Origin of the sequence: Elizabethkingia miricola (assembly GCF_001675285.1) — a bacterium.
Lineage (GTDB): Bacteria > Bacteroidota > Bacteroidia > Flavobacteriales > Weeksellaceae > Elizabethkingia > Elizabethkingia miricola.
On the sequence record NZ_LSGQ01000003.1, the window covers coordinates 1 to 23,798 of the forward strand.

Below are 23,798 nucleotides of genomic sequence, written 5' to 3' on the forward strand. Positions count from 1 at the left end.
TTAGGATATTACTATTCCTAAATCTGTCCACACAACTAATAGGTTATACTGGTTATAAGAGTTATGTAGGTTATAAAGTTATAATGGCTACAAAGGTTATGAAACAGGGGATAGAGTTCGTAAAGCTCTTAGACCGACAAACCTTACGAGCTTATAACTATTCATTCTTAACTCATAATTTCCTCGCTTCTTCAATATAACTGAATACTTTCTTTAATTGATTGGTTACTTCTGCAGTGTCGAAATCTGCAGGGAATAAACTGGAACCAAGTCCAACAGAAGTAACTCCGGCTTCAAACCAGCTGTGTATATTTTCCTTATTTAGTTTGACTCCTCCGGTTGGCATGAATTTTAAGCCAGGAAATAGGGGCTTTATAGCCTTTAAAAACTTTGTTCCGAGTAAATCCCCCGGAAATAGCTTAATAAGCTTACAATTGGCTTTTTCTGCCTGATTGATTTCTGAAGGGGTCATACATCCAGGAATCCATAATTTACCGTTTTGATTTGCAATTGGTGCTATATCTGCATCAAAAACAGGACTTACCAGAAAATCTGTATTAAGATTTAAAAATGCTTCAGCCTGTTCTCTGCTTTTAATTGTCCCAATACCCAATTTTAAATCAGGAAAGTACTGATCTTTATATTGCTGTAATATTTCGAAATTGGAGATTGCATTTGCACCTCTGTTTACAAACTCAAATACTCTTACTCCTCCATCATATGAAGCTTTTAATGCCTTTTTACATACTTCAGGGTTGTCGTGATAAAAAACCGGAATTACCGGATGCTTTTCAATATAGTTGAGTGTTTTTTCCATTTTACTTATTTAGTATTACTAAAATCTCCTGTTACAAATAATTTATGATAACCTTCCTGTACAGCATTGTCTATTGTACTCTGTAAATCGAGATTCTGATACAGCGAGGCTATTGCACCAGCCATAAATGCATCTCCACTACCAATACGGTCTATTATATCATTGGTTTCATATATCGGGCTTATTAAGCTCTTATTTCTTGAATGAAGGGTTCCAAAAAGAAGGTTATGGTTCGAATTATCCATAAACCTGAAAGTATTTGCCACAATTCTGGCATCTTTATATTCAGAAAACAGATCTATGCTGTTCTTTTTAGCAAATTCAAAATATTCTTCTGGGCTTGTATTTCTGTCTAGTTTGCTATCTATAGAGGTTCCCAACATATTATGAGAAGCCCAAATATTCCCCATGATAATATGACAATATTTTACCAGTTTGGGCATTACTTCCAGAGGATTTTTTCCGTATTGCCATAATTTATTCCTGTAGTTTAAATCAACTGATATAGTAATTCCTTTTGAGTAAGCGACTTCTAATGCTTCCTTCATTACTTCTGCAAGGTTTTCATTTAAAGCAGGAGTAATTGCTGTCCAATGAAACCAGCTGCATCCTTCAAAAATTTTATTCCAGTCAATTTCACCTGTTTTTATCTGACTGAATGAAGAATACTTACGATCATATATAACCTCACCTTTACTTAATCCATTTGCTGAAAGCAATATATAAGAGCCAATCCTGTCACCTCTGTACAAAAAGCCATCAGTTTCAACTTTATTGTCTTTTAGTATTTTCACAAATTCCCGGGTAATCTGATTGTCGGGTGCTGCTGAAATATAAGACACCGGGAGACCCGTCTGACCCAGCTTTACAGCAACATTGGCTTCGGATCCGCCTGGAAAAGCCATAACTTTATTAGACTCATTAAAGAATGAATCTTCTGCAGGCTGATATCGTACTAATGCTTCTCCGAAGCAGATAATTTTTCCTTTCATATTTTCCTATCACTAAGTTAACTTAATTTAATATATGGAATATTTAAAGATTATTAATTTATACGAAAACGTTTTAGTAGATTTTAATGATTATTTAATACTGTCATGTTAAATCTTGTTAATTTGGCATCAGATTCAAAGACGGAATATGAGCATTTTAGAAAAGTTTTCGCTTAAAGGAAAAGTAATTGTCGTAACAGGGGCAACAGGCATCCTGGGACAATCATTTGTTAAAGCCTTGGGTGAAGCAAGTGCTAAAGTGGCAATATTAGGAAGGAATGAAGAAAGAGGAAGAGAAAGAGTACAAGAGGTAGTTAATGCAGGTGGTGAGGCTGAATTTTTTCAGACAGATGTACTCAATGAAGAACAGTTAATAGAAACTAATAACATCATCATAAATGGATGGGGGAAGATAGATGGTTTGGTCAACGCTGCCGGTGGTAATATTCCGGGAGCGACCATTCCCCCAAATGAAGATTTGTTTGATGCAAAAATTAGCGATACAATTAAAGCGATTGAACTTAACTTATATGGCAGCATTATTCCAACCTTCATTTTCGGGAAAGAAATTGCAAAAAATGGGAAAGGCTCCATTGTGAATATTTCTTCGCTGGCAGCAAGCAGACCTCTGACACGAGTATTAGGTTATACAATTGCTAAACATGGTATAGAAGGTCTTACTAAATGGATGGCAACAGAACTCCCTCTAAGATATGGAGATAGCGTAAGATGTAATGCTATTGCGCCCGGCGTATTTTTAACAGAACAAAACCGTACATTACTTACAAATAGTGATGGAACTTATACAGAAAGAGCACAGAAATTTATTAACGGAACACCCTATTCAAGATTAGGGAATCCCGATGAACTGGCAGGTACATTAGTTTATTTACTAAGCGATGCATCTCAGTTTGTAAACGGAGAGACCATTTTTGTAGACGGAGGTTTCAATTCATGGTGTGGGGTTTAATGCAGGAGTAGTATGAGAAGATTAGAACAGACATGGCGTTGGTATGGACCAGAAGATCCGGTAAGCTTACAAGATATAAAACAGGCAGGAGCAACGGGAATTGTAACGGCACTGCATCATATTCCACATGGAGATATCTGGCCGTCGGATGAAATTGCTAAAAGGAAGGAAATTATTGAAGACGCAGGATTCAGATGGTCAGTAGTTGAAAGCGTACCAGTGCATGAAGCTATTAAAACAAGATCTGAACATGCGGCGCATTATATTGCAAACTACAGACAGACTTTAAAAAATCTGGCAGAAAATGGAATAAAAACTATTTGTTACAATTTTATGCCGGTATTAGACTGGACACGTACTCAGCTGGATCTAGAGTTAAAAGACGGATCAAAGGCCTTGTATTTTAACTGGATAGATTTGGCCGTTTTTGATCTGTTTATGCTGAAACGTAAGAATGCAGAAGCTGACTATACAGATTCTGTAAGGGAAGAAGCAAAAAAACGCTTTGAGAATTATACTAATGAACAACTGAGTCAGTTACAAACCAATATTCTGATGGGAATTCCCGGAGAAAAGAATATTGAAATTGAAGAACTGAACAAGAGTATTGAGCTTTACAGTACAATTGGAGCTGAAGGATTAAAACAAAATTTACTTTACTTTCTTCAATCAATTGCTGACATATGCGAGGAATATGGAATTTCGATGACTATTCATCCGGATGATCCGCCATATCCTATTTTGGGACTTCCTCGCATAGCCGGTAATTTAGAAGACTTTAAATATATCATCAGGGGAGTCGATAAAAAGTTTAACGGAATTTGTTTTTGTACAGGTTCTTTAGGAGCAGGAAAAGCAGGGCAGCTTGTACAAATGTTCAATGAACTAAAAGACAGAGTATATTTTATACACCTGAGAAATGTGCAGAAAGATGCACACGGAAATTTTTATGAAGCAGATCATTTAGATGGTGATGTAGACATGTATGAGGTAATGAAGGTTATTGCAGCAGAAAATCAAAAAAGAGAGACTGCAATTCCTTTCAGACCAGACCATGGACATCAGATGCTGGATGACTTACAAAAAACAACCAACCCCGGATATTCTGCGATTGGCAGATTAAGAGGATTAGCAGAGTTGAGAGGATTAGAACTAGGAATATTAGGTAAATAGTATGTCGTATTTTTTAAATGATAATTTTCTTTTACAATCAGATATTGCAGTAGTATTATACAATGATTATGCAAAGGATTTACCGATTATAGACTATCATAATCATTTGTCACCGCAACAGATTGCAGAGAATAAGAACTTTGAAAATATTACAAAGGTATGGCTGAAAGGAGACCATTATAAATGGCGTGCTATGAGAGCCTACGGTATAGACGAAGTTTTTATCACCGGTAATGCTTCTGATGAAGATAAATTCCGCAAATGGGCTGAAGTAGTACCTAATACATTGCGCAATCCATTGTTTCACTGGACGCATATGGAACTTAAAAACCCGTTTGGTATAAATGAATATCTGAATGCAGCTTCGGCCGACAGAATATATAAAGAGACAACCGAAAAATTGCAACAGGAAAACTTCAGACCACGAAGTCTGTTGAATAATTATAATGTTGAAATGTTGGGAACAACGGATGATCCGACAGATGATCTTAGTTTTCATCAGAGTATACGACAACAAAATAGAGAAATAGACGTAAAGCCTAGTTTCCGACCGGATAAAATTTTTGCTATAAGCAAAGGTGATAGTTTCCGGGATTATGTAAGAAAGCTTTCAGAGGTGAGTAAAGTAGAAATCTCAGATTTGGATACTCTTCTTGAAGCTTTACAGAAACGGGTGAATTTTTTCGATGATATGGGGTGTGTAGCATCAGATCATGGTCTGTTGTCTATTCCACAGTCGGGAAAACATAGTTTAAAAGAAATTAACCATGTCTTTTTTACTGTCTTATTGGGAGATGATGAAGAGGCAAAGGATGTAGAAGAAGGCTATACTCATTATATTTTGACAGAGCTATGCAAAATGTATTATGAAAAAGGATGGGCGCAACAATTTCATTTAGGAGCATTAAGAAATAACAATACCATAAAGTTAAAAGAAATAGGGACAGATACAGGTTATGACTCTATTGGGGATTACCCACAAGCACAAGCATTATCCGCATTTTTAAACAATTTAGAGAATCAACAAAAACTAACCAAGACCATATTATATAATCTCAATCCGGCGGATAATGCGGTGTTTGGGTCCATGACAGGTAACTTTCAGGGAGAAGGTATAAAAGGAAAAATACAGTTTGGGTCTGCATGGTGGTTTCTGGATCAGCTGGACGGAATGGAACAGCAGATTAATACACTTTCCAATCTGGGGCTAATCAGTACATTTATTGGAATGCTTACAGACTCCAGGAGTTTTCTCTCTTTCCCAAGACATGAATATTTTAGAAGGTTACTGTGCAATCTTTTTGCAGAAGATATCAGAAAAGGTTTATTGCCAAATGATCTGAAATGGGTAGGAGGTATAATTAGTGATATTTGTTATCACAATGCCAAATCTTATTTTAAGAATTAAAATTTTCCGGAAAATAACCACATGATTTTCTAATGACTAACTGGGTTTCCAGTTCAATAGTTTTGTAATCCTTAGTTGGTTTATTCAGTAATTCTATCATTTTCTCGGTGGCTATCTTACCAATTTCGTATGCTGGCTGTACGATTGTAGACAGAGGCGGGTTTAGGGAGAACGCAAAAGTTGTATTGGCAAAACCTAAAACAGCTATATCTTTCGGTACTTTAATACCAGCTTCCATAAAAATTCCAAGACTTCTGGTAGAAATGGTTTCGGAGCCACAAATAACCGCATCCGGGGGATTTTCAGATCTTAGTTTTTCAGAGATAAATTCTTTAATTTTCTCATCGTGCTGATTGATGTTTTTCAAATCCACAAACAATACATTTTCATCAAGATAAGGGATGTTATATTGTTTTAGAGCGTTTTTATAACCCTCTAAGCGTAAATCACTGACACCTAATTTATCTGCAAGTATAATCAGAATATTTTTTTTCCCGATTCGCAACAGATGCTGTGTTGCCTTAAAACTTCCGCCAACGTTGTTAGCTCCTACCTTATGCGTATTCAGTGAGCTTTGTATTCTGTCGAAAAGAACAATTGGATAGTTGGGCTGAAGCTTCTTTAGGAGATCAAAATTTGATGTTTCTGTTAACGGGGACATCAGAATACCATCGACTCCCTTGTTAATAAGAGATTCAATGCATTGTCTTTCTGTAGCTTCGTCATGATGGCTCTGCATGATAAGGGTGTCGAAGCCTTTATCCATAAAATTACTTTGTATCCCGTCGAGAACCTGGGATATAAATGTATTGGAAATATCGCAAACAATAACTCCTATGGTATTTGTTTTTCCAAATTTTAGATTTTTTGCGAGCCTGTTTGGGTGATAATTATGCTTTTCAGCATATTCAATTATTTTTTTCTTGGTAGCCGCACTAATCTCATAACTATCGGACAGAGCTTTAGACACTGTAGATACAGAGACACTCAATGCTTTGGCGATATCACGAATAGTTACTTTAGACATGGTTATAATAAGTCTCCTAATTTACAAAATTATATCAGCAATAAAGAAGAATCAAAAAAATAGCTATATTTATCCCTAAGACTTTAGGGTTATGAAAATAAAAATCAGCTTTATTCTATTTCTGTTTTTATCGGCTTTGTGCTTTTCACAAGTTATAAAAGGGAGTGTTGTTACTACAGCAGAGCAGCCTTTGTCTAATGTTAAAATATACATCGACGGCAGTCAGGTTTCTTCGATAACGGATGCCAAGGGGATATTTGATATTAGTATTCCCAATATAAAACAAGGAAATATTGTTTTTCAAAAAGATGGCTATCAGGATTTTGTTTATCCGCTGCAGCAGGCTATGAATAAAACCCTTAAAGTTGTCCTGGAAAAAGAACGCCTTATAGAAGAGGTAAAGTTAATTGGATATTCAAGTAAAGATTATGAAAAATACATTAATACTTTTTTTGATAATTTTTTGGGAATAAGCAGAGAGGGTGTAAGTATTGAGAATCCGAAAGAAGTGAAATTTGCTTATGATAAAACAGAAAGAATTCTCAGAGCTCAGGCTAAGAAACCTTTAATAATTATCAATAAAAAACTAGGTTATACGATAGAATACAAACTCATGTCTTTCTATGTAGATCATAGAAATGGTATTTCCCAATATACAGGAACATCATTTTATACACCCGTAAAAGCATCTGAATCTAAAAACAGAGTTTATAAAATGAACAGGCTGAATGCCTATTATGGTAGTGTGCAGCATTTTTTTAAATCTGTATTTAATAATAGTGTTAATAAAGAAGGATTTATTCTGGATAGAGTTAAACAAATGGAGGGGCAAAAAGCACTTGCTTTGGTAGAAAAAGATCTTCAGGCACCTGCGTACAGAAGTGAAATGGATGGAAAAGTGTATTTTGAATTTCCGGATATACTAATGGTAAGTTATAAGAAATATCTTTTCGATATTTCTAAGCGGGAGGTTATAAGAACAAACTCTTATAGTACGATAAATTCTTATGTTGAAACGCGTGGTATTCGCTATCATATAACATCTGACGGTAATTATTCAGATCCTGATCAGATGTTGTTTCAGAAGTCCTGGGCGGCAGATAAAGTGGCTAAAATGCTCCCGCTGGACTATGAACCTGAAAAATAAAAAAGCCCTTGTTATAGAACAAGAGCCTTAATTTAGAGATATGAAATATAATGTTTTTAATTTATTGATTTGCTTTTACTAGCCATATTGACAATATTGGAAATATCTTCCGGAGTAAAATTACCTCTTACATCTACAAAAACTTTTTCTCCGTTTTTATCTCCATCCACTGCAATAAGTAATTTGTTAATCTGATCGCCATTGGTAATGGCTCGGATATTAACTTTTTGCCCTTCCGAATTAAGAGTCATCCACTCTTCGTATTTATTTTCTGCAAAGAAGCGGTTCAGTTTTTCCTGATAGTTAGCATTTGGGGCGATAACAGTCATAACACGGACTTTCTTTACCTTCTTGATCAATGCAATCACTTCTTCACTTTCTCCGTCTTCACGAAGCGCTTTTTTTATAAAAGGCTTGACCAGAAACATTGGTGGATTGACAGCTGTGACCTGTGCTCCTTTTCCCAGACTTTCACGATCCAGAAACTCCATATTCGGACTGGAGGAAACAATACATGATTGTAAAAAAGCAAGCAGGATGGATAAAGCGAATATTTTGGAAAAAGCTTTCATTATATTATTTTTTACCTTTATCACCCTTTGTCCCTTTATCACCTTTTTCGTCACTGTTAACCAGCTTAGAAATATCGTCTACGTTTACTTTACCGTCCAAAAGAAGGAACAGATTCTCATCGTCTCCGGTGATACTCAGTAATAAGTCTTTTACCACACTGGTTGTCGTGTCCTGAGTTAAGAATTTAATTTTCTTTCCGTCACTGTTTACAGTCATTAGCTCCTCATATTTCAGGTTTTTAATAGAAGAGTTAATTTCATCTCTTATTTTCGACATATTAACCGTAGGAGCAATACTGTCTTTTTTGCCTTTTTCAAAAATCAGTATTTTAATAGAATTAACATCCTTTATCAATGGTCTGATCTGGTCTATACCTGCATCCTGAATATCCAGTTTGTTAAGCAGGTTAAACATAGGCTTTGCTATTTTAATAGAGGTCACTCCTTTGGTGTCCTGATACTGATCGAAAAGTTTTTCGAGCTTGCTGATCTGGGCATTTACACTAATGCCTGCAGCAGTTATAAATAATGTTAGAAATATCTTTTTCATGATGGTTTGATTTAAAAATTAACAGAAAGATGTTTTATGAGTCCAACTTTTTCAATTCCCTTATCCAGATTGCTGGCCAGAAGATTAAGCGATTTCTTTGTAAGATCTGCAGCTTCTTCTTCATCGTATACGGGCTTTCCGTTGATAAGGACATAGTTAGGATTATAACCATCTTCTGTACCGGTTTCCGGAACACTTTTAACAGAAGTAGTTTCAATAATCTCTTTCTCTTTTTTAACTAAAGGTTTTTTCTGAGCTAAAACCTTAATATTTTCTTTTTCTGTTATTTCTTTTTTTTCAGTCTCAGGAGTGATAACTGAGGGCTGAATATTTATTTCAGTCGGGGTTGTTTGTTGTTCCTGAATGGCTGGTGTATTATTTTTTACAGGTTCATTTTTGGCAACAGAAGTTGCTGTAACGTCTGTTATAGATTTCTGATTAAAAAACAGATAGCCACCAAGACTTAAGAAAATAATGAAACCTGCTGCCATCCAGTACCATTTACTAAGTCCTGGTTTTGTTGTTAGCTGAATTTTCTTTACAGGTATCGGTTGTTCTTCGACTTTTTCCATAAAGTCTTCAAAGCTCCAATCCATTGTCACTTCTTTTTCTTCCCGAAGTGTTTTAAAGAAAATATCATCCGAAAAATCTTTCAGCCATTTTTCTTCGGCCTCGGAAGAATTTCCTGCGAAGTACTGGTCTTTATATTGTTTGGATCTGTCGGTTTTCATATTCGAAAATTTTTTCGAGTTGTGTTTTTATTTTTTGTCGGGCCCTCATCAGGTTTATTCTTACTGCATTTGATTCCATTTCCAGGGCTTCACATATCTCAGCAATGCTGTATTCTTCAATATCTTTCAGATGCATCACCATTTTCTGTTTCTCGGGAAGCTGGTTAATCATATTAACGATAATTTCCCGTGTATTGTCACTATGGTTAACTGAATAGTCCTGCCTCACATTCCTAATTTGATAGTCTTCTACTACTTTTGCGTGTTTCAGTCTGTTAAGACATTCATTTCGCAGGCACCGTAAAGCAAAAGCTTCAATATTTTCATAACGATGCAAATCGTCCTTCATTTGCCAGAGCTTTATCATAATCTCCTGTACTACATCGTAGGCTTCATCTGCGCTGACCAGAAAACTTTTAGCAAAACGGTATAGTCTATCCTTGTGGATAAAAACCGTTGTTTTAAAAGTCTGTTGGTCCATAGTATTGCTTTTATAAGTAAGACAATCGGAAGGAGTAATCTGTTACATCTAAAATTAAAAAATATTATGATAATATTTAAATATTTGATTCTCAGATAAAAAAAAGAATCATCAGTAATGATGATTCTAATATTTTAGAGCTTAAAATTCATGATATACATGTTTCAGAATGGCTTTATCTTCTTCAGTCAGTTCTATTTTTCTTCTGGCCATCATAATTTCAGCAGTTTCATAGGCTTTATCCAAGCGGAACTTCGGATCATCATTCGCACCTCCCCAGGTAAATGAGTGTACAAGATTTGGCGGAAATCCGGTTTTAAAAATGTTGGCAGCGACACCAACTACAGTTCCGGTATTTAGCTGTGTATTAATTGCCGTTTTAGAATGATCACCCATAACCGTTCCACAGAATTGTAGTCCTGTTTCCACAAATCTTTTCTCACGGTAAGACCACATTTTTACAGCAGAATAATTATTTTTCAGGTTAGAAGTATTGGTGTCGGCACCAAGATTACACCATTCACCAAGGACTGAATTCCCCAAGTAGCCATCGTGTCCTTTGCTGGTGAAGCCAAAGATTACAACATTACTTACTTCTCCACATATTTTGGAATAAGGACCAAATGTTGTTGCTCCGAAAACCTTAGCTCCCATTTTCATGACTGCATGATCACAAATTGCAATTGGACCTCTTAGCATAACGCCTTCCATAACTTCGGCCTCTTTGCCAATATAAATAGGACCGCCATTGGTGTTCAGGTAGGCAAACTCAAGATCTGCACCTTCTTCGATAAAGATATCTTCAACTTTCCCACGGATATTATTGGTTTCAGAAATTTTCTGAGAAGTACGGCCTTTGGTTACCAGATCAAAATCGAATCTGATGGCTTTGTCGTTGTATGTAAAAAGATCCCATGGCTTTTTGAAGACAATCAGCTCTTCAGTAATATCTATACATTTTTCAATCTGGCCAATATTAAAGTTGTCCAGATTGATATATGAAGCGATTAGTTCATTCTCATATACCAGGGCTTCTCCTTTCTGTAGATCCTTTATTTGCTGTAGTACACTTTCTGTTGGAAGAAAATTCGGTACGATCAATAAAGATTCTTTTTTTTCAGGTTCGGGGTATTTTACCTGAAGGTACTTTTCGGTGACGAAAAAGCTTTCATCAAATCCTAAAAGTTTTTCCCATCGTTCCTTAAATGTTAATATACCTACACGCATATCCGCAATGGGGCGGGTGAAGGTCAGAGGTAAAAACTCTTCCCAATATTGGGCATCAGAGAAAACAAGTTGTTTCATTTGTTAGTGAGGATAATAATATTACAAATTTAAGTAAAACAAAAATTTCCAAAATTACTCTTGGGTTGCAAAAGTATTATTTTTAGAAAAAAGAGCAGTAATAATAAATGCTAAAAAAGAGGGGAGTACCCATTCCATGTTGTGTTGCACTAGTGGAAGGCTGTCTTTTAAAGTGGTTATAAAATTTTCTGCAATACCATAATACTGGAATACAGATAGTGAGGATACCAGTGTGCTTATAATAACAGCAGCTACATAAGGAGTCTTGGACTTAACAATTTTTCCGAAAAAGACTAAGTACATGACCAAAGCAAAAACAACAGGATATACAAAGCCTAGCAATATTCCGGCATAGTTAATTATTTCATCTACTCCTTTTACCGAAAGTATAGCAGCAAGTACACAACAGAAAATAACATTGACTTTATAGCCGGACTTTCCATTTGTAATTTTTTCCATAAAGCTGGCAAAAGCTGAAGTCAGTGCAATAGCTGTTGTTAAACATGCAAGTGCTATGGCTACAGAAATAATATAAGTTCCGTATTGTCCTAATACGGAATTAGAGATATGTAAAAGCAGTTTCGTTCGGGATAAGTCGTCGGTTACAGGATAACCTGAAGTTGCTCCAAGATATACAAGTCCTCCATAGATTACTAGAAGGCAAATAGCAGCGATAAGGCCGGCCATAATAGTCATCCTGACTCTTTGGCTAACCTGGGTGAATCCTTTTTCGGTAATAGTGGTAATAATAATGCCGGCAAAAATAACAGCGGATAGTACATCCATTGTTTGATAGCCCTCATGAAATCCTAATGCGAAACTTTCTCCGTGGCTAAGAGTAGATGCTGCAGGAGCCCCTGGTGAATAAATAATACCAACAGCTATAAGGATAAGCAGTAATAGAATAAGTACCGGTGTAAGGTATTTCCCGATAATATCGACAATTTTGCTTGGAGAGATTGCAAGAAAACCTGTTACAGTAAAAAATATTACAGCACTAATAATAGATGAAAGTTCTGGAAATACAGGTTGTAATCCTATTTCGAAAGTAGTTGCTCCGGTACGCGGAATCCCGATTAAGGGACCGATTAACCAGATGATGATAAACGCAAGTATGGTTATCATTTTCTTATTAACCCGTTTCCCGATATCTGTAAAGTTATGCCCGATTTGTACTACAGCGATCAAACTGATCAGCGGAGCAATAATTCCTGTGGTGATAAATCCTACAATGGCGTAAAACCATTCTGTTCCGGATTTTAATCCGATAAAGGGAGGTAAAATAAGATTCCCTGCGCCAAAAAACATGGCAAAAAGAGCAAATCCAAGGGTGATAATAGCGCCGTTGTTGTTTCTCACGTTGTAATATTTTCCGGTGTGCAATTAAATAAAAAACACCAAAGAATCCAATTCTTCGGTGTTTTTATTCAGTATAAAACTGTATATCTTAGTTCTTAGCGAATTTCTTGTATTTATTCATGAACTTATCAACTCTACCAGCTGTGTCAACTAATTTAACTTTACCTGTGTAGAATGGGTGAGAAGTACTAGAGATTTCCATTTTTACCAATGGATACTCTACACCATCAACTACCAAAGAATCTTTGGTTTCAGCAGTAGATCTTGTAATGAAAACTTCATCGTTGCTCATGTCTTTAAAAGCAACTAATCTGTAATTGGATGGATGGATATCTTTTTTCATTGTCTTAATAATTAGACCGCAAAATTATAAATATTTTTTTAAATGGCAAAATATTTTTATTAATTAAAAAATGATTTAGACGGTTTTAACATTCCCGAAGCATAATCTTCAAAATTAATATACCTTAAAACGAATGTCTATGCTAGTTTACTGTTGTTTAGCTGTTTATCCGGAAGGCCAAAAAATATTTTAAAAGAAAGTAATTATTCTGGTTTTTTGTTCATGTCTTTAATGAGCCCCAGTGCAAAAAATCCGATAGTTATAATGGCAATGATTATACAGCCCCATACAAAGAAGGGAGTCTGCCAAAATGCTTTTCCTGATTTTGGATGCACAGAATGATCAGTTTCTTTCAGATCTGTAATCGTTGCATCAGGATAGTTCTGACTAAGATTAATTCCGGAGTTTACTAAATCATATTGCGGGGCGGATAATTTGGGATTAATATCCAGCGTATAGGTTTCTCCTGCTTTCAGATCTGCCAAAATTTTCTTTTGAGACTGGAAAAGGTTTATTTTCTTTATATCTAATGGAGGGTTATCCTGATTATCTATTTCTATAATCAGTTCTTTTGTGAATAAATCCGGGAATCCAAACTGGTTATTATTTTTAGACCTGATTTGAAAAGCAGTAAACTCTTCTCTGTAATTTTCGGTTTTTCTTTTATAAACTCTGGCCTTATTAATTAATACCCGGACATCGCGCTGATAAAAAGAAGGTGAGAGAATATCAAAGCTAATTCCGTTTATTACCTGCTCATTTGGGAAAGTAATTGTAATAATGCTCTGTTTACTGTTCTTGTCCGTGGTTATTTTCTGCTCAAAGTTTTGTAATGCAGTTTTAGCATCAGCTACAATATTATCATATTCTAATCCGGCCTCTAGTACATTAATGGGTAAAGAATTCTTGTCGAGAAAATCGAATTTTAAAAATTTATAATTGTTTAAAGGAAATGAGAAATTCTTTTCGACTGACGTTTTTTCGGATTCATTAAGACCGGATATAATCTGATTGTCAACAAGCCCAAACCATTCCTTTTGGTCGTTGCTTCCACTGATGTTGTATTTCTTATCTATTTCCGTATTGGCAATCTTTAGAGTAAGATTATCCAGATTAACGGTATTCTCATTAGAGATAATAACAGAAGTTACAACATTGGGAATTGTATTTCTTGAGCTTATCGGGAATTGTTTGAAATCAGACTTTTTGAGATTTCCGTTTCCCAAGATATAAGGAGCCTCATTGTGCCTGGAATCGAAAATCCTTATGAAATCCATATTATTGCGGGTTGCAGCAATAACATCCGGAGAAAGCACGATCTGATGCAGCCCGCTTTCTTTTATATTACTGATTTTGCCCTGATAGTTTTGTGCAAGAAGGACAGAAGAACCAATTAATATTGGCAGCAGCTTAATTATTTTCTGTATCATTTGGTTTGCTGGATTCATCAATAACTAGTTTTTTTATTTTTTGGTAGACAAATGATATAATAAGGATAAGAACCCCTAGTAAAATAAAGGCTATAATTTTTCCTGTCTCCGATACATTTTTGATATCATATAAGAACAGCTTAATAATGGTAATCCCCAGTAAAGCAAGCGCGATAATACGAAGTTGCTTGTTTTGTTTCTTTATTCCGATAATCAGAAAAACGAATGATAATACACCCCAAAGAATAGGATATCCTATTTTAATGATTTGAAGTTTTACAAATCTGAGTTTATCGTCAATAAAAAACATCCTCTGATATTTATATAGGTTTTCCTTTGTGACAGGGTATATTTTTGCAAGCTCTGCCTGAGAGATAATATCTCCGGAAAATATTAATCCATGAACCATTATCTCATTACTCATAATGAAAACAATACAGAAAGCAAAAATCCATAAAGCAAATTTATGATTGAGAAGTATGGAGAAATTATTGTCATTTCTCAACTTTATGATGGTATACCCAAAATATATCAGACATGCTAATAATATATAATGTAAGAAAAAGGCTGACTTGCCCGATAATCCTGCATTATAGTTTTCCACTATTTCATCTGTTACCAGCTGATGGAAAACGACGATATACAAGAGGATATTTATACAGGATAAAATAATTGCAAGGTTGTTTACTGTTATGTTTTTGCGCTTTAATGTAAAGTATATAACTCCTGTACTAAATAAAAAATGATACAGTACAGAGTAAGATTGGGCAGAATAATAATTGGCAATGCCCGTATTCGCCTGATAAGAAATTTCGAATAATCCTATGAAATATCCGATAATAACAGCTGCTATAGATACTCCTTGTCTGTATAATGCAGGGTTGAATTTAACTGTAAAAATATCAACAGGTTCTTTTTCTTTTCTCAACAGAAGATAAGTAAGTACAAGAGATACCAGAGAAACGAAGCCTGTTATGAATATCGGGTTGAAAACTAGTTTCAGTACTTCAGTACTTCTCGTGTAATAGAACTCCCAATCCATCATGAGGCTGAAAAGCATTAAAATCTGAACAACAATAGCGCCTAATTTGAAGGCTGCAATTCTTGATTTCTGGAATAGCCAGAATAAAAGCACGGCTTCGGCAGACCAGAATAATGTGATATAATTACCATTAAACTGGATTGGAATAGCGAGAGTTACAAAAGTAAGTGTCAGACCAAGTAAAAGGTAGATTGCATTTTTGTCCAGTCCGAATTTTCTGTACAATAATATAGCATAAGCGAGATTGTATAGTGCCAATGCAATAGTAAACAGACCTTTGAAGTCCATTCCCCATTTATGGATAATACTAATTCCTATTCCGAAATAAAAGAATGTATTAGCAATGATGATGAAATACTCCAGATTGGAAAAAGTCCCCTTATTCCGCAGATTATTAACAACGGTAGCAATACTGAAGATAAGATAGAAGATAGTTGCATAAAATAAAGCTCCACGATATGGAAGCCCTCCATCGATAACCTTTTCACCGAACCAGAATGAGAAAAGAACACAGGAGAAAATAAATGCCAGTAAAGTGACAAGACTCCATTTTTTGAAATAAGCAATAATCAGCATTCCTATATTAAGAATGGCAATGTAAGTAAAGAGTACTTTATAGTTCCCTTCGCCGGTGCTCACCATAAATGGTACCGCAAAACCTCCAATAAGTGATAAAACAGCTAATTCCTTTCGGTCGTAGGATACAGAAACAAATGCACTAAATATGGTGATAACTACCATGATGATAAATGCTGTTGCCTGATTAAATAAATGATAATCGTGAAATGCAATACCAATGGTAAAGTAGAAGATACTAATGGCTCCGGCAACAAATACCGAACTAAATGCTTTGTAGTTTTTCTTTAATCGGTGTGCAACTCCCATAATGAGAGCACCACACAAAATACCGATCCCAACACGCGCAGGTTCATTAATCCAGTTTTTGTCAATAGCATATTTTACAAAGAAGCTAATTCCCAGTACCAGAATAAGAATACCTATTTTATTAATAAGATTCTCTCCGATGAATTTTTCAATATCCGGATTTTTTTCTTTGAATGTTTGCAGCCAGCTCTTTTTAGGAGGTAAAACAATTTTTTCTGTTACCGGAATCTCTGCATTTTCTTGTAATGGTATTGCCTCGGGTTGAAGTTCCTGGGATACTGACGCAGACATGGCTGCCTGTACAGGTGCTTCTTCAACAACGGGGATTTCTTCGATAATTTGCTTTTCTTCTTCGGCTTTTATTTCTTCCTTTATAGCAGGTTGTGGCTCTTCTGTAACAACAGGTATGATCTCCGGCTGAGGTTCTTCAGCTTTTAAAGTTTGTGTGTTTGTACTAATCTTAAGGTTTAATGCATTAATTTCATCTTTAAGCTTGCCAATTGCTTCCTGTGTTGCCTTGGAATTAGCAGCTGATTTGTTAAGTGAAATAATTACAAAAACAAGAATTATTAACAATAAAAATATTTCCATGTGGTGTTTTAATGTTAACAAATATAAAATAAATATAACTAGTGGTGATATATTTACACGCAACACAAGGATTTTAGAAAGATTAACTTTCTATATAATCTGATTATAAGCTTTTTATGCGAAAGCCTTAATAAATAAAATCTTGTAAGCCTCTCTGTATTTATAATACATTATTCCTGATTTGTTATGACCCGAAAAAATGCAATTGAGCTTTTTTTCGAATACAACAGGTATACAGAGCATAAGCCAATGTAAGTTCTGGCATATTAAGTCTTTTAATTGCAGAGGAAGTTATTCTTCTATCGTATATTTGTTAAAAAATAATAACCAACAAGCTACAGAATCATAGTTCCGGGTTCTGTAGAATAGCATTATTGTATTAAAATTATGGAAGAAATTAAGAGCCTTCAGCATCAGGTTGACGAATGGATCAGAACAGTAGGAGTGCGTTACTTCAATGAACTGACTAATATGGCAATGCTGACAGAAGAAGTGGGAGAAGTTGCCAGAATTATAGCCAGAAGATATGGCGAACAGTCAGAAAAAGAATCAGATAAGAGTAAAGACCTCGGAGAGGAACTAGCAGATGTTCTTTTTGTTACTTTGTGTCTGGCAAATCAGACGGGAACGGACCTACAGGAAGCTTTTAATAAAAAAATGAAATCTAATATGGAGAGAGATAAAGAAAGACACCAGAATAACCTGAAACTACAATCAACTGTTCCTTTCTGTGAAATGCTGGACGGAGAGACTGTAAAAATCGGAGGATCAAAAAGTATAACGAACAGATTATTGATTTTAGAGAAGATATTTGGAAACATAACCTTAGAAAATGTTTCCGATTCTCAGGATTCTTCACTTCTGATAAAAGCGCTGAATGATGAGAGTGATATAGTAGATATTCATCATGCAGGAACATCTATGCGTTTCCTTACTTCTTACTTTGCAACAAAGGCAGGAAAAGAAGTTATATTAACAGGATCCGAAAGAATGAAGCAGCGTCCTATAAAGCCATTGGTGGAAGCACTGAAACAACTGGATGCGGAGATTGAATATCTGGGAGAAGAAGGTTATCCGCCATTAAAAATTAAAGGAAAAAAGATTGAAAAGAATCAGGTGAGTATTCCGGCGAATATCAGCAGCCAGTTTATAACGTCACTTTTATTGGTAGGGGCAAGTCTGGAGAATGGACTGAATGTAAGCCTTGAAGGTAAAATTACATCATTGCCTTATCTGTTAATGACAATCGAAATTCTGAAGAAAGCCGGAATCAATGCTTCTATTGAAGAGAATATTATCAGGATAAAACCATTATCCGGAGCATTAGAGCCAATTCGTTACGTTGTAGAAAGTGATTGGTCTTCTGCATCTTATTTCTATTCTTTGGCTGCAATAGGCAGGAAAAAAATTAATCTGAAGAGTCTAAATATAAAATCTTTGCAGGCAGATTCCCGTTCAGCTGAAATTTATAAAAGCTTTTTCGGAATAGAGACTGTTGAGGTTTCGGAAAATGAATTGTCTCTTCAGCCGATAGAAGGCTTCCAGTTTCCGAAAGAAATGCAGCTGGATATGAATAATTGCCCGGATATTGCCCAGACAGTTTGTGTAACAGCAGCAGCACTAGATATACCTTTTTATATTACAGGGTTGGAAACATTAAAGGTTAAAGAAACAGACAGACTGACTGCTATGCAGAATGAACTGAGAAAAATTGGTCTTAACACCGCGATTACAAACGAAACTATAAAATCTCTGGAGAATATTACTCCGGCAGAGACTATTACAATTTCCACTTATAATGACCACAGAATGGCAATGGCTTTTGCACCATATGCTTTGTGTCGTACACTGGAAATCGAAGATCCTAACGTAGTAGAAAAGTCTTACCCGGAGTTTTGGAAAGATTTTTATAAAGTGGTAAAAAGAAAATAAATGGTCATTATTATTACCGGAGCCTCTAAAGGGATAGGCTTTACGCTGGCAGAAACACTGGCAAAAAAAGGACATGTTGTTTACGGATTTAGCCGGCAGATTGCAGATAGTGCCCATTTTAAGGGGCTTTCTGTTGATGTTACTGATAAAGAGCAAATTAATCAGGCCGTTTCTTCTGTTATTGAAAAAGAAGGAAGAATAGATGTGCTGATTAATAATGCCGGAATGGGCATGGTAGGTTCGGTTGAAGATACTACCAAAGAAGATATTCATAAGCTGTTCGATCTCAATCTGGTAGGGCCAATACAGATGATTTCTGCGGTAATGCCTTATATGCGGGAGAAACGTTTTGGAAGAATTATCAATGTTTCCAGTATTGGCAGTGAAATGGGACTACCTTTCAGAGGGCTCTATTCGGCTTCCAAATCTGCCATGGATAAAGCTACAGAAGCATTACGTTACGAAATTAAAAACTGGAATGTTCAGGCTACGTCACTGCATTTAGGAGATATAAAAACCAATATTGCTGAGAGCCGTATTAAAACAAAAGTTTCAGAAGCTTATAAAACAGTATTCAATAAAATTTATGAATTAATGAATGCTCATGTAGATGAAGGAACAGAGCCTTCTGAAGTGGCAGCTTATGTAGTGAATTTATTAGATAAGAAAAGCTGGAAAGCGCACTACTATTTCGGGAAATTTGGACAAAAGATAGGAGTGCCATTGAAATGGATACTGCCGCAGAATTTTTATGAAAACCTGATGCGTAAGTATTCGAAAATGGATTAAATAATTTTATATTCTTCACTTCTTTTAACAGATAGTATATAAAGTTTAATAAAACTTTAACCCATTTTGAAAATCTAAAGAAAGCAAACTCGCTTTTTTTATGTTTAATTTTGCGACCTATATGAAGAAATATTTTACTGGTTTATTGTTCTTATTTATTCTCATTTTTCAGGGGCAGACTTTTAATGGGACTATATACTTAAGAGACAACTCTGCATTATATCTTAATCAGATCTACGTAACAAACCTCAATACGCAGAAAACTGTGCTTGCGGATTATCAGGGGGAATTTAATATCCCCGCAAAAGTTGGAGATGTTATAAGGTTTACTTCTATTGTTACTGAACGGAAAGATATAACTCTTACTCCGCAATATTTCCAGGACAAAAGAATGCTGGTAGAGCTTTCTATTGCATATCACGAAATTAAAGAAGTGGTATTAAAAAGGTTTAAGCCAACCGGAAATTTTAAAGTGGATGTTCTTTCTACCCGGGAAGATAAAAGGCTTGCTTTAGCCAATAAAATCGGCTTGCCTTCACCAAAAGGAGATGGTAACTCTCCACGTTCACCAATTGCATCCTTCAATAATGGCGGACTTGGATTCAATGTACAAAGTGTATTCGATATCCTGACAGGTGAGCGCAGGAAACAAGAACGTCTTTATGCTTATGAAGCTATGCAGAAAAATGTAACCAATCTTCATAATTATTATGGTGATGATTATTTCATTAAACTGAAAATCCCTAAGAATCTTATAGATAATTTCCTGCAGTTCGTTTATACATCCGATGATTTGGGTCCTCTTGTGAAGAGTGGAGAATATGCTATGATCGAAATGTCTATTGAGAAATACCTCCCTGTTTACCTTAAAAGACTGCGTAATTCTAACTTACAAGCTGTAATTGGAGATAAATAGCTGTAAATTTGTTATTTTTGCACCCTAAATTTTGAATTTTGGGTAAAAATAAGATCAGACGCTTCGAAGAAAATAAAACTCTTGTAAATGTTTTCCAGCCTACACGGGAAGAGGCTCTTTCAGGCTATAAAATGAAGGGGAAATGGAGAACAGATTTCTTCAAAAACGATAATCCGATTGTATTGGAATTGGGTTGTGGAAAAGGAGAATACAGTGTAGGAATGGCAAAAGCTTTTCCGGACAAAAACTTTATAGGAGTAGATATCAAAGGTGCACGTTTTTGGTTTGGCGCTAAAGAAGCAGTCGAGAAAGATCTGACAAACGTTGCTTTTCTCCGTACGCAGATAGAATTAATCGATTTGTTTTTTGAAAAAGATGAGGTTGATGAAATCTGGATTACTTTCCCTGATCCTCAGATTAAATTCAAGCGGGCTAAGCACAGAATGACGCATCCTGAATTTCTAGAGCGTTATAAAAAGATTGTAAAAAAAGACGGATATATACACCTGAAAACAGATTCTGAATTTTTACATGGTTATACTTTGGGAATACTTCAGGCATTAGGTTATGATGTGGAAGTTTCACATCATGATATCTACGGAGCTCCTGAATTTGAAACAGATGCCGTACATCTTCGTGAAATTAAAACTTATTATGAGGGCTTGTTTTCTGCAAAAGGAAAAACAATTACGTATTTAAGATTTAAAATTTAATTACATTTGCCCCCGATATGAAGAAAATTTTACTTGTATTCCTTGGTTCGGTTTTGTTGTGGAGTTGTGCGTCTAATAATGTGACACTTGCGCATATAATGGAAACTAAGGATATTAATGAGCTTTCGGCTTACATTAAGAAATATCCTAAACATAAAGATATTGCCTTCTTGAAGCAGAAATTATTGTCTTTACAAATCGCAGCCAATCCTAAAAAAGCAGCAGATATTCCTAAGCCTATTATTAAAACTCTTGAGGAACAGGAGGCTGAAGAATTTGCCAAACTTATGGCTCAGGATAAATCTGGTCATAATGCTAAAACGGTGAATGTACTCAATCAGATGTTTAATAATGATATCAGCGACACCAATGCAATTTTACTTGTCGCGAATAATTCGGATTGTAATATGATCCTAAGGATTCAGGGAGATAAGTATTATAATATGGCAATACCTGCAAAGGGTCAAAATACTTTGGTATTACCACAAGGGACTTATAAACTTACCGGCTCACTATGTGGTGCAACTTATACCTCCACTAAGATTATTCAAAAGAATCTTTCGCTGGCTTTAGGCACGGCAAGAAAGTAACCAATATAAAACCGGACATTCAGCTGAATGTCCGGTTGTTTTTATAAAGTAGATGTGTTCTTGGGATAAAGATTTTCTTTCAGCTCGTTTACTCTGTATTCGGTAGAAATATTTGCTTTTTCTATTTTTTCTTTAGCATAGACTTTTACATCATTTTCATTTTTATCAAGCAGCCAGTCATAAGGGCCTACTGAGGAAATAAGTTTAATCAGTACAGGAGATATTTCCAGACATATAAATAGTCCCATAATGAAGGTTGAAGCTAATGCGATAATTGCACTCGCTTTACCAAGCTCATCCAGGGCTTGAAGTCTGGCAGCAAAACCATTAAAACGATTTTCGGCACCTTCAGAGTTCTTTAGTTCCTGCTCCAGGTTAGTATATACTTTGGATGTTTCTTTGTCCAGATATTCCAAACGTGGAGCGACCTGTTTCTGATAATTTTGTAGGTCTGCAAGCCTGTTTTTCTTCAATTCTTCCTTACGCTTGGCATTGCTGCCATAGCCTATCTTTCCGGAAGTGAGGCCCGACTGCTTTCCCAGAATTTCTTTTTCCAGCTCCACAGAAGCTGAATCATATGATTTCTGATAAGCTGCAAGTTTCGAATTGATTTCGGCTTTCTCCTTGTCATAAGGACCGCTTTGTTGCATAATCCGGTTATTGATCTTAGCCTGAAGTTCTGCCTTATTTCTCTGGATAATAGTGTTAAGCTGCTTATTAACCTCTTTTTCAAAAATCTTTAGTTCCAGCGGTTTTGCAATAATAATTCCTAAAAAGGCTGCCAGAATAAGGCGGGGTATAGTCATTAGTATCTGGTTCCACCATGTTCCTGTCTTTTTAATAGAAGAAACAATATATCTGTCCAGGTTAAAGATCATTAGACCCCACAACAGTCCAAAGCCTATAGCTGCCCAGATATCGTCAAAAATAGTATACATGGCATAGCCGGAAGATAACGTTGCAAATACAGCAGTAAATAATACCACACCACCAATTCCGGAATACTTATTCCACTCGGATGGTGTTTTTCTCAGAACATGAATGTTTGCCCCGGAGCAAAGCATCATAAAGTGCTGAAACCAGTTCATTTTGGCTTCAGCGGGTGCAATATTGGGTTGTAATGTTTTCATAAAATTTTACTCTTGAATTTAATAGGTACGAAAAACCATACCAATGTTACAAATAGTAGTATGTTTTACCTAGTAAAATAATTGTGCAATACTTGTAAAGCAATTTTACAAATATTGTATACTGATAAACAGTAATTTATAGTCTTTTTGTTAGGTTGATTTTATGTATAGAAAAATAGAAAGAAAAATTGTCTTCGTCAGATAAAGTAGACAATATATATGATATTGGGAATTATACATTAAGAATAATAAGCTATCTAACTTTACTGATTTTTATACAAATGGATTGATTAAGAAAAGGCCAAGTCCTAAGCCCCCAAATAATGCAAGACTTAATAATTTATTTAATCCTGCCAGGATTCTGCTTAATAAAGCTATCCCATCCCGAATAAGATTTTTCAGAAATATCTTTACCCATATTAAAATGATGACATACTGCAACAGCAAGTCCATCCGAGGCATCCAGATATTTGGTCGGGAATTCTTTTAGTTGTAAAAGGTTTTTCAACATTCCGGCGACCTGCTCCTTACTGGCATTACCATTTCCGGTAATAGCCATCTTTATTTTTTTAGGAGAGTATTCAGTTATAGGAATGTCTCTTGCAAGGCTGGCAGCCATGGCTACGCCCTGAGCACGGCCTAATTTCAGCATCGACTGTACATTCTTCCCAAAGAAAGGAGCCTCAAGTGCGACTTCATCCGGATGGTATTCATCAATTAATGCAAGAGTGCGATCGAATATCTTCTTTAGTTTTATTTCATGAGTCTCAAGTTTTTTCAGAATTAATTCATGTATAGAAATTAATTCCATTTTCTGTCCCTTTACCGAAATAATACCAAATCCCATAACAGCTGTTCCGGGATCAATACCTAATATGATTTTTTCGTGTTGCATTCTTATGCAA

General features: G+C 35.5%; 24 protein-coding genes. 10 read left to right on the forward strand and 14 right to left on the reverse strand.

Annotation, left to right across the window (positions count from 1 at the left end; genetic code table 11):
* The coding region (locus tag ATE49_RS20440) for a hypothetical protein (protein ID WP_221407062.1) at positions 1–200 on the forward strand (200 nt) is incomplete at its 5' end.
* Here ATE49_RS20440 and ATE49_RS02820 read toward each other — a convergent pair.
* Positions 173–817 carry a beta/alpha barrel domain-containing protein gene (locus ATE49_RS02820; RefSeq protein ID WP_059156648.1) on the reverse strand — a complete coding sequence of 215 codons (645 nt, stop codon included), beginning with the start codon at positions 815–817 and terminating at the stop codon, positions 173–175. The two genes, ATE49_RS20440 and ATE49_RS02820, sit on opposite strands and share 28 nt — an antisense overlap.
* 5 nt (positions 818–822) lie before the next feature.
* Entirely contained in the window at positions 823–1,809 is a 987-nt protein-coding gene (locus ATE49_RS02825) for a sugar kinase (RefSeq protein ID WP_065081020.1), read from the reverse strand.
* 148 nt (positions 1,810–1,957) lie between these two features.
* Here ATE49_RS02825 and ATE49_RS02830 point away from each other — a divergent pair, with 148 nt between their 5' ends.
* From ATE49_RS02830 to uxaC, 3 genes are read left to right on the forward strand one after another with little or no spacing between them, the layout of a single operon-like run.
* Positions 1,958–2,779: an SDR family oxidoreductase gene (locus ATE49_RS02830; protein ID WP_065081021.1), complete on the forward strand. Its 822-nt coding sequence runs from the start codon at positions 1,958–1,960 to the stop codon at positions 2,777–2,779.
* Positions 2,780–2,791: 12 nt separating this feature from the next.
* Entirely contained in the window at positions 2,792–3,952 is a 1,161-nt protein-coding gene (gene uxuA, locus ATE49_RS02835) for a mannonate dehydratase (RefSeq protein ID WP_065081022.1), read from the forward strand.
* Position 3,953: 1 nt separating this feature from the next.
* On the forward strand, positions 3,954–5,360 hold the full coding sequence (gene uxaC, locus ATE49_RS02840; RefSeq protein ID WP_065081023.1) for a glucuronate isomerase: 1,407 nt from the start codon (positions 3,954–3,956) through the stop codon (positions 5,358–5,360).
* Here uxaC and ATE49_RS02845 read toward each other — a convergent pair.
* The gene (locus ATE49_RS02845) at positions 5,350–6,387 is read right to left on the reverse strand and encodes a LacI family DNA-binding transcriptional regulator (RefSeq protein WP_065081024.1); all 1,038 of its coding nucleotides are present in this window, start codon (positions 6,385–6,387) and stop codon (positions 5,350–5,352) included. The two genes, uxaC and ATE49_RS02845, sit on opposite strands and share 11 nt — an antisense overlap.
* 91 nt (positions 6,388–6,478) lie before the next feature.
* Here ATE49_RS02845 and ATE49_RS02850 point away from each other — a divergent pair, with 91 nt between their 5' ends.
* Positions 6,479–7,534: a carboxypeptidase-like regulatory domain-containing protein gene (locus tag ATE49_RS02850; protein WP_065081025.1), complete on the forward strand. Its 1,056-nt coding sequence runs from the start codon at positions 6,479–6,481 to the stop codon at positions 7,532–7,534.
* A gap of 56 nt (positions 7,535–7,590) precedes the next feature.
* Here the strand turns inward: ATE49_RS02850 and ATE49_RS02855 are convergent, their stop codons facing one another.
* The 9 genes from ATE49_RS02855 to ATE49_RS02895 form a co-directional block, all read right to left on the reverse strand.
* Positions 7,591–8,106 carry a DUF4252 domain-containing protein gene (locus ATE49_RS02855; protein ID WP_059344878.1) on the reverse strand — a complete coding sequence of 172 codons (516 nt, stop codon included), beginning with the start codon at positions 8,104–8,106 and terminating at the stop codon, positions 7,591–7,593.
* A 4-nt stretch (positions 8,107–8,110) separates the two neighbouring features.
* Positions 8,111–8,656 carry a DUF4252 domain-containing protein gene (locus ATE49_RS02860; protein WP_065081026.1) on the reverse strand — a complete coding sequence of 182 codons (546 nt, stop codon included), beginning with the start codon at positions 8,654–8,656 and terminating at the stop codon, positions 8,111–8,113.
* An 11-nt stretch (positions 8,657–8,667) separates the two neighbouring features.
* On the reverse strand, positions 8,668–9,387 hold the full coding sequence (locus tag ATE49_RS02865) for a hypothetical protein (RefSeq protein WP_065081027.1): 720 nt from the start codon (positions 9,385–9,387) through the stop codon (positions 8,668–8,670).
* Complete coding sequence (locus ATE49_RS02870; RefSeq protein WP_059156657.1) at positions 9,359–9,868, reverse strand: RNA polymerase sigma factor; 510 nt, start codon at positions 9,866–9,868, stop codon at positions 9,359–9,361. The genes ATE49_RS02865 and ATE49_RS02870 overlap by 29 nt, the downstream gene beginning before the upstream one ends.
* A gap of 141 nt (positions 9,869–10,009) precedes the next feature.
* Positions 10,010–11,173 (reverse strand): GlmU family protein, encoded by a 1,164-nt coding sequence (locus tag ATE49_RS02875; protein WP_065081028.1) that lies wholly within the window; start codon positions 11,171–11,173, stop codon positions 10,010–10,012.
* Positions 11,174–11,227: 54 nt separating this feature from the next.
* A complete protein-coding gene (gene brnQ / locus ATE49_RS02880) occupies positions 11,228–12,532 on the reverse strand; it encodes a branched-chain amino acid transport system II carrier protein (protein WP_081278406.1) in 1,305 nt (434 codons plus the stop codon).
* Positions 12,533–12,620: 88 nt separating this feature from the next.
* Positions 12,621–12,875: a type B 50S ribosomal protein L31 gene (locus tag ATE49_RS02885; protein WP_034868092.1), complete on the reverse strand. Its 255-nt coding sequence runs from the start codon at positions 12,873–12,875 to the stop codon at positions 12,621–12,623.
* Positions 12,876–13,078: 203 nt separating this feature from the next.
* On the reverse strand, positions 13,079–14,323 hold the full coding sequence (locus ATE49_RS02890) for a hypothetical protein (RefSeq protein ID WP_065081030.1): 1,245 nt from the start codon (positions 14,321–14,323) through the stop codon (positions 13,079–13,081).
* Positions 14,286–16,823: a DUF2339 domain-containing protein gene (locus ATE49_RS02895; RefSeq protein ID WP_065081031.1), complete on the reverse strand. Its 2,538-nt coding sequence runs from the start codon at positions 16,821–16,823 to the stop codon at positions 14,286–14,288. The genes ATE49_RS02890 and ATE49_RS02895 overlap by 38 nt, the downstream gene beginning before the upstream one ends.
* Positions 16,824–17,210: 387 nt before the next feature.
* Between ATE49_RS02895 and ATE49_RS02900 the strand changes: the two genes are divergently transcribed.
* From ATE49_RS02900 to ATE49_RS02920, 5 genes are all read left to right on the forward strand, one after another.
* Positions 17,211–18,755 (forward strand): MazG nucleotide pyrophosphohydrolase domain-containing protein, encoded by a 1,545-nt coding sequence (locus ATE49_RS02900; protein WP_059156662.1) that lies wholly within the window; start codon positions 17,211–17,213, stop codon positions 18,753–18,755.
* Positions 18,756–19,544 carry an SDR family oxidoreductase gene (locus tag ATE49_RS02905; protein WP_065081032.1) on the forward strand — a complete coding sequence of 263 codons (789 nt, stop codon included), beginning with the start codon at positions 18,756–18,758 and terminating at the stop codon, positions 19,542–19,544. It abuts the gene before it with no gap.
* Positions 19,545–19,644: 100 nt separating this feature from the next.
* Positions 19,645–20,460: a hypothetical protein gene (locus ATE49_RS02910; protein ID WP_059156664.1), complete on the forward strand. Its 816-nt coding sequence runs from the start codon at positions 19,645–19,647 to the stop codon at positions 20,458–20,460.
* 38 nt (positions 20,461–20,498) lie between these two features.
* Positions 20,499–21,173 (forward strand): tRNA (guanosine(46)-N7)-methyltransferase TrmB, encoded by a 675-nt coding sequence (trmB, locus tag ATE49_RS02915; RefSeq protein ID WP_059156665.1) that lies wholly within the window; start codon positions 20,499–20,501, stop codon positions 21,171–21,173.
* Positions 21,174–21,190: 17 nt separating this feature from the next.
* Positions 21,191–21,763, forward strand: a complete 573-nt coding sequence (locus ATE49_RS02920; RefSeq protein ID WP_065081033.1) for a DUF6759 domain-containing protein — start codon at positions 21,191–21,193, stop codon at positions 21,761–21,763.
* Between the two features lie 41 nt (positions 21,764–21,804).
* Here ATE49_RS02920 and ATE49_RS02925 read toward each other — a convergent pair whose 3' ends face one another.
* Together ATE49_RS02925 and ruvC are read right to left on the reverse strand one after the other, a co-directional pair.
* Positions 21,805–22,893 (reverse strand): DUF4407 domain-containing protein, encoded by a 1,089-nt coding sequence (locus ATE49_RS02925; RefSeq protein ID WP_065081034.1) that lies wholly within the window; start codon positions 22,891–22,893, stop codon positions 21,805–21,807.
* A 340-nt stretch (positions 22,894–23,233) separates the two neighbouring features.
* Complete coding sequence (gene ruvC, locus ATE49_RS02930) at positions 23,234–23,788, reverse strand: crossover junction endodeoxyribonuclease RuvC (protein ID WP_059156668.1); 555 nt, start codon at positions 23,786–23,788, stop codon at positions 23,234–23,236.
* Positions 23,789–23,798 lie beyond the last annotated feature (10 nt).

Bases quoted from the DNA above. Each gene is read 5' to 3' on its own strand.
- uxuA (WP_065081022.1), top strand. From the start codon at position 2,792: ATGAGAAGATTAGAACAGACATGGCGTTGGTATGGACCAGAAGATCCG.
- ATE49_RS02895 (WP_065081031.1), bottom strand. From the start codon at position 16,823: ATGGAAATATTTTTATTGTTAATAATTCTTGTTTTTGTAATTATTTCA.
- ATE49_RS02860 (WP_065081026.1), bottom strand. From the start codon at position 8,656: ATGAAAAAGATATTTCTAACATTATTTATAACTGCTGCAGGCATTAGT.
- uxaC (WP_065081023.1), top strand. From the start codon at position 3,954: ATGTCGTATTTTTTAAATGATAATTTTCTTTTACAATCAGATATTGCA.
- ATE49_RS02900 (WP_059156662.1), top strand. From the start codon at position 17,211: ATGGAAGAAATTAAGAGCCTTCAGCATCAGGTTGACGAATGGATCAGA.
- ATE49_RS02830 (WP_065081021.1), top strand. From the start codon at position 1,958: ATGAGCATTTTAGAAAAGTTTTCGCTTAAAGGAAAAGTAATTGTCGTA.
- ATE49_RS02870 (WP_059156657.1), bottom strand. From the start codon at position 9,868: ATGGACCAACAGACTTTTAAAACAACGGTTTTTATCCACAAGGATAGA.
- ATE49_RS02920 (WP_065081033.1), top strand. From the start codon at position 21,191: ATGAAGAAAATTTTACTTGTATTCCTTGGTTCGGTTTTGTTGTGGAGT.
- ATE49_RS02845 (WP_065081024.1), bottom strand. From the start codon at position 6,387: ATGTCTAAAGTAACTATTCGTGATATCGCCAAAGCATTGAGTGTCTCT.
- ATE49_RS02890 (WP_065081030.1), bottom strand. From the start codon at position 14,323: ATGAATCCAGCAAACCAAATGATACAGAAAATAATTAAGCTGCTGCCA.
- ATE49_RS02865 (WP_065081027.1), bottom strand. From the start codon at position 9,387: ATGAAAACCGACAGATCCAAACAATATAAAGACCAGTACTTCGCAGGA.
- ATE49_RS02885 (WP_034868092.1), bottom strand. From the start codon at position 12,875: ATGAAAAAAGATATCCATCCATCCAATTACAGATTAGTTGCTTTTAAA.
- ATE49_RS02925 (WP_065081034.1), bottom strand. From the start codon at position 22,893: ATGAAAACATTACAACCCAATATTGCACCCGCTGAAGCCAAAATGAAC.
- ATE49_RS02910 (WP_059156664.1), top strand. From the start codon at position 19,645: ATGTTTAATTTTGCGACCTATATGAAGAAATATTTTACTGGTTTATTG.
- ATE49_RS02855 (WP_059344878.1), bottom strand. From the start codon at position 8,106: ATGAAAGCTTTTTCCAAAATATTCGCTTTATCCATCCTGCTTGCTTTT.
- ATE49_RS02825 (WP_065081020.1), bottom strand. From the start codon at position 1,809: ATGAAAGGAAAAATTATCTGCTTCGGAGAAGCATTAGTACGATATCAG.
- ATE49_RS02875 (WP_065081028.1), bottom strand. From the start codon at position 11,173: ATGAAACAACTTGTTTTCTCTGATGCCCAATATTGGGAAGAGTTTTTA.
- ATE49_RS02905 (WP_065081032.1), top strand. From the start codon at position 18,756: ATGGTCATTATTATTACCGGAGCCTCTAAAGGGATAGGCTTTACGCTG.
- ruvC (WP_059156668.1), bottom strand. From the start codon at position 23,788: ATGCAACACGAAAAAATCATATTAGGTATTGATCCCGGAACAGCTGTT.
- ATE49_RS02850 (WP_065081025.1), top strand. From the start codon at position 6,479: ATGAAAATAAAAATCAGCTTTATTCTATTTCTGTTTTTATCGGCTTTG.
- ATE49_RS02820 (WP_059156648.1), bottom strand. From the start codon at position 817: ATGGAAAAAACACTCAACTATATTGAAAAGCATCCGGTAATTCCGGTT.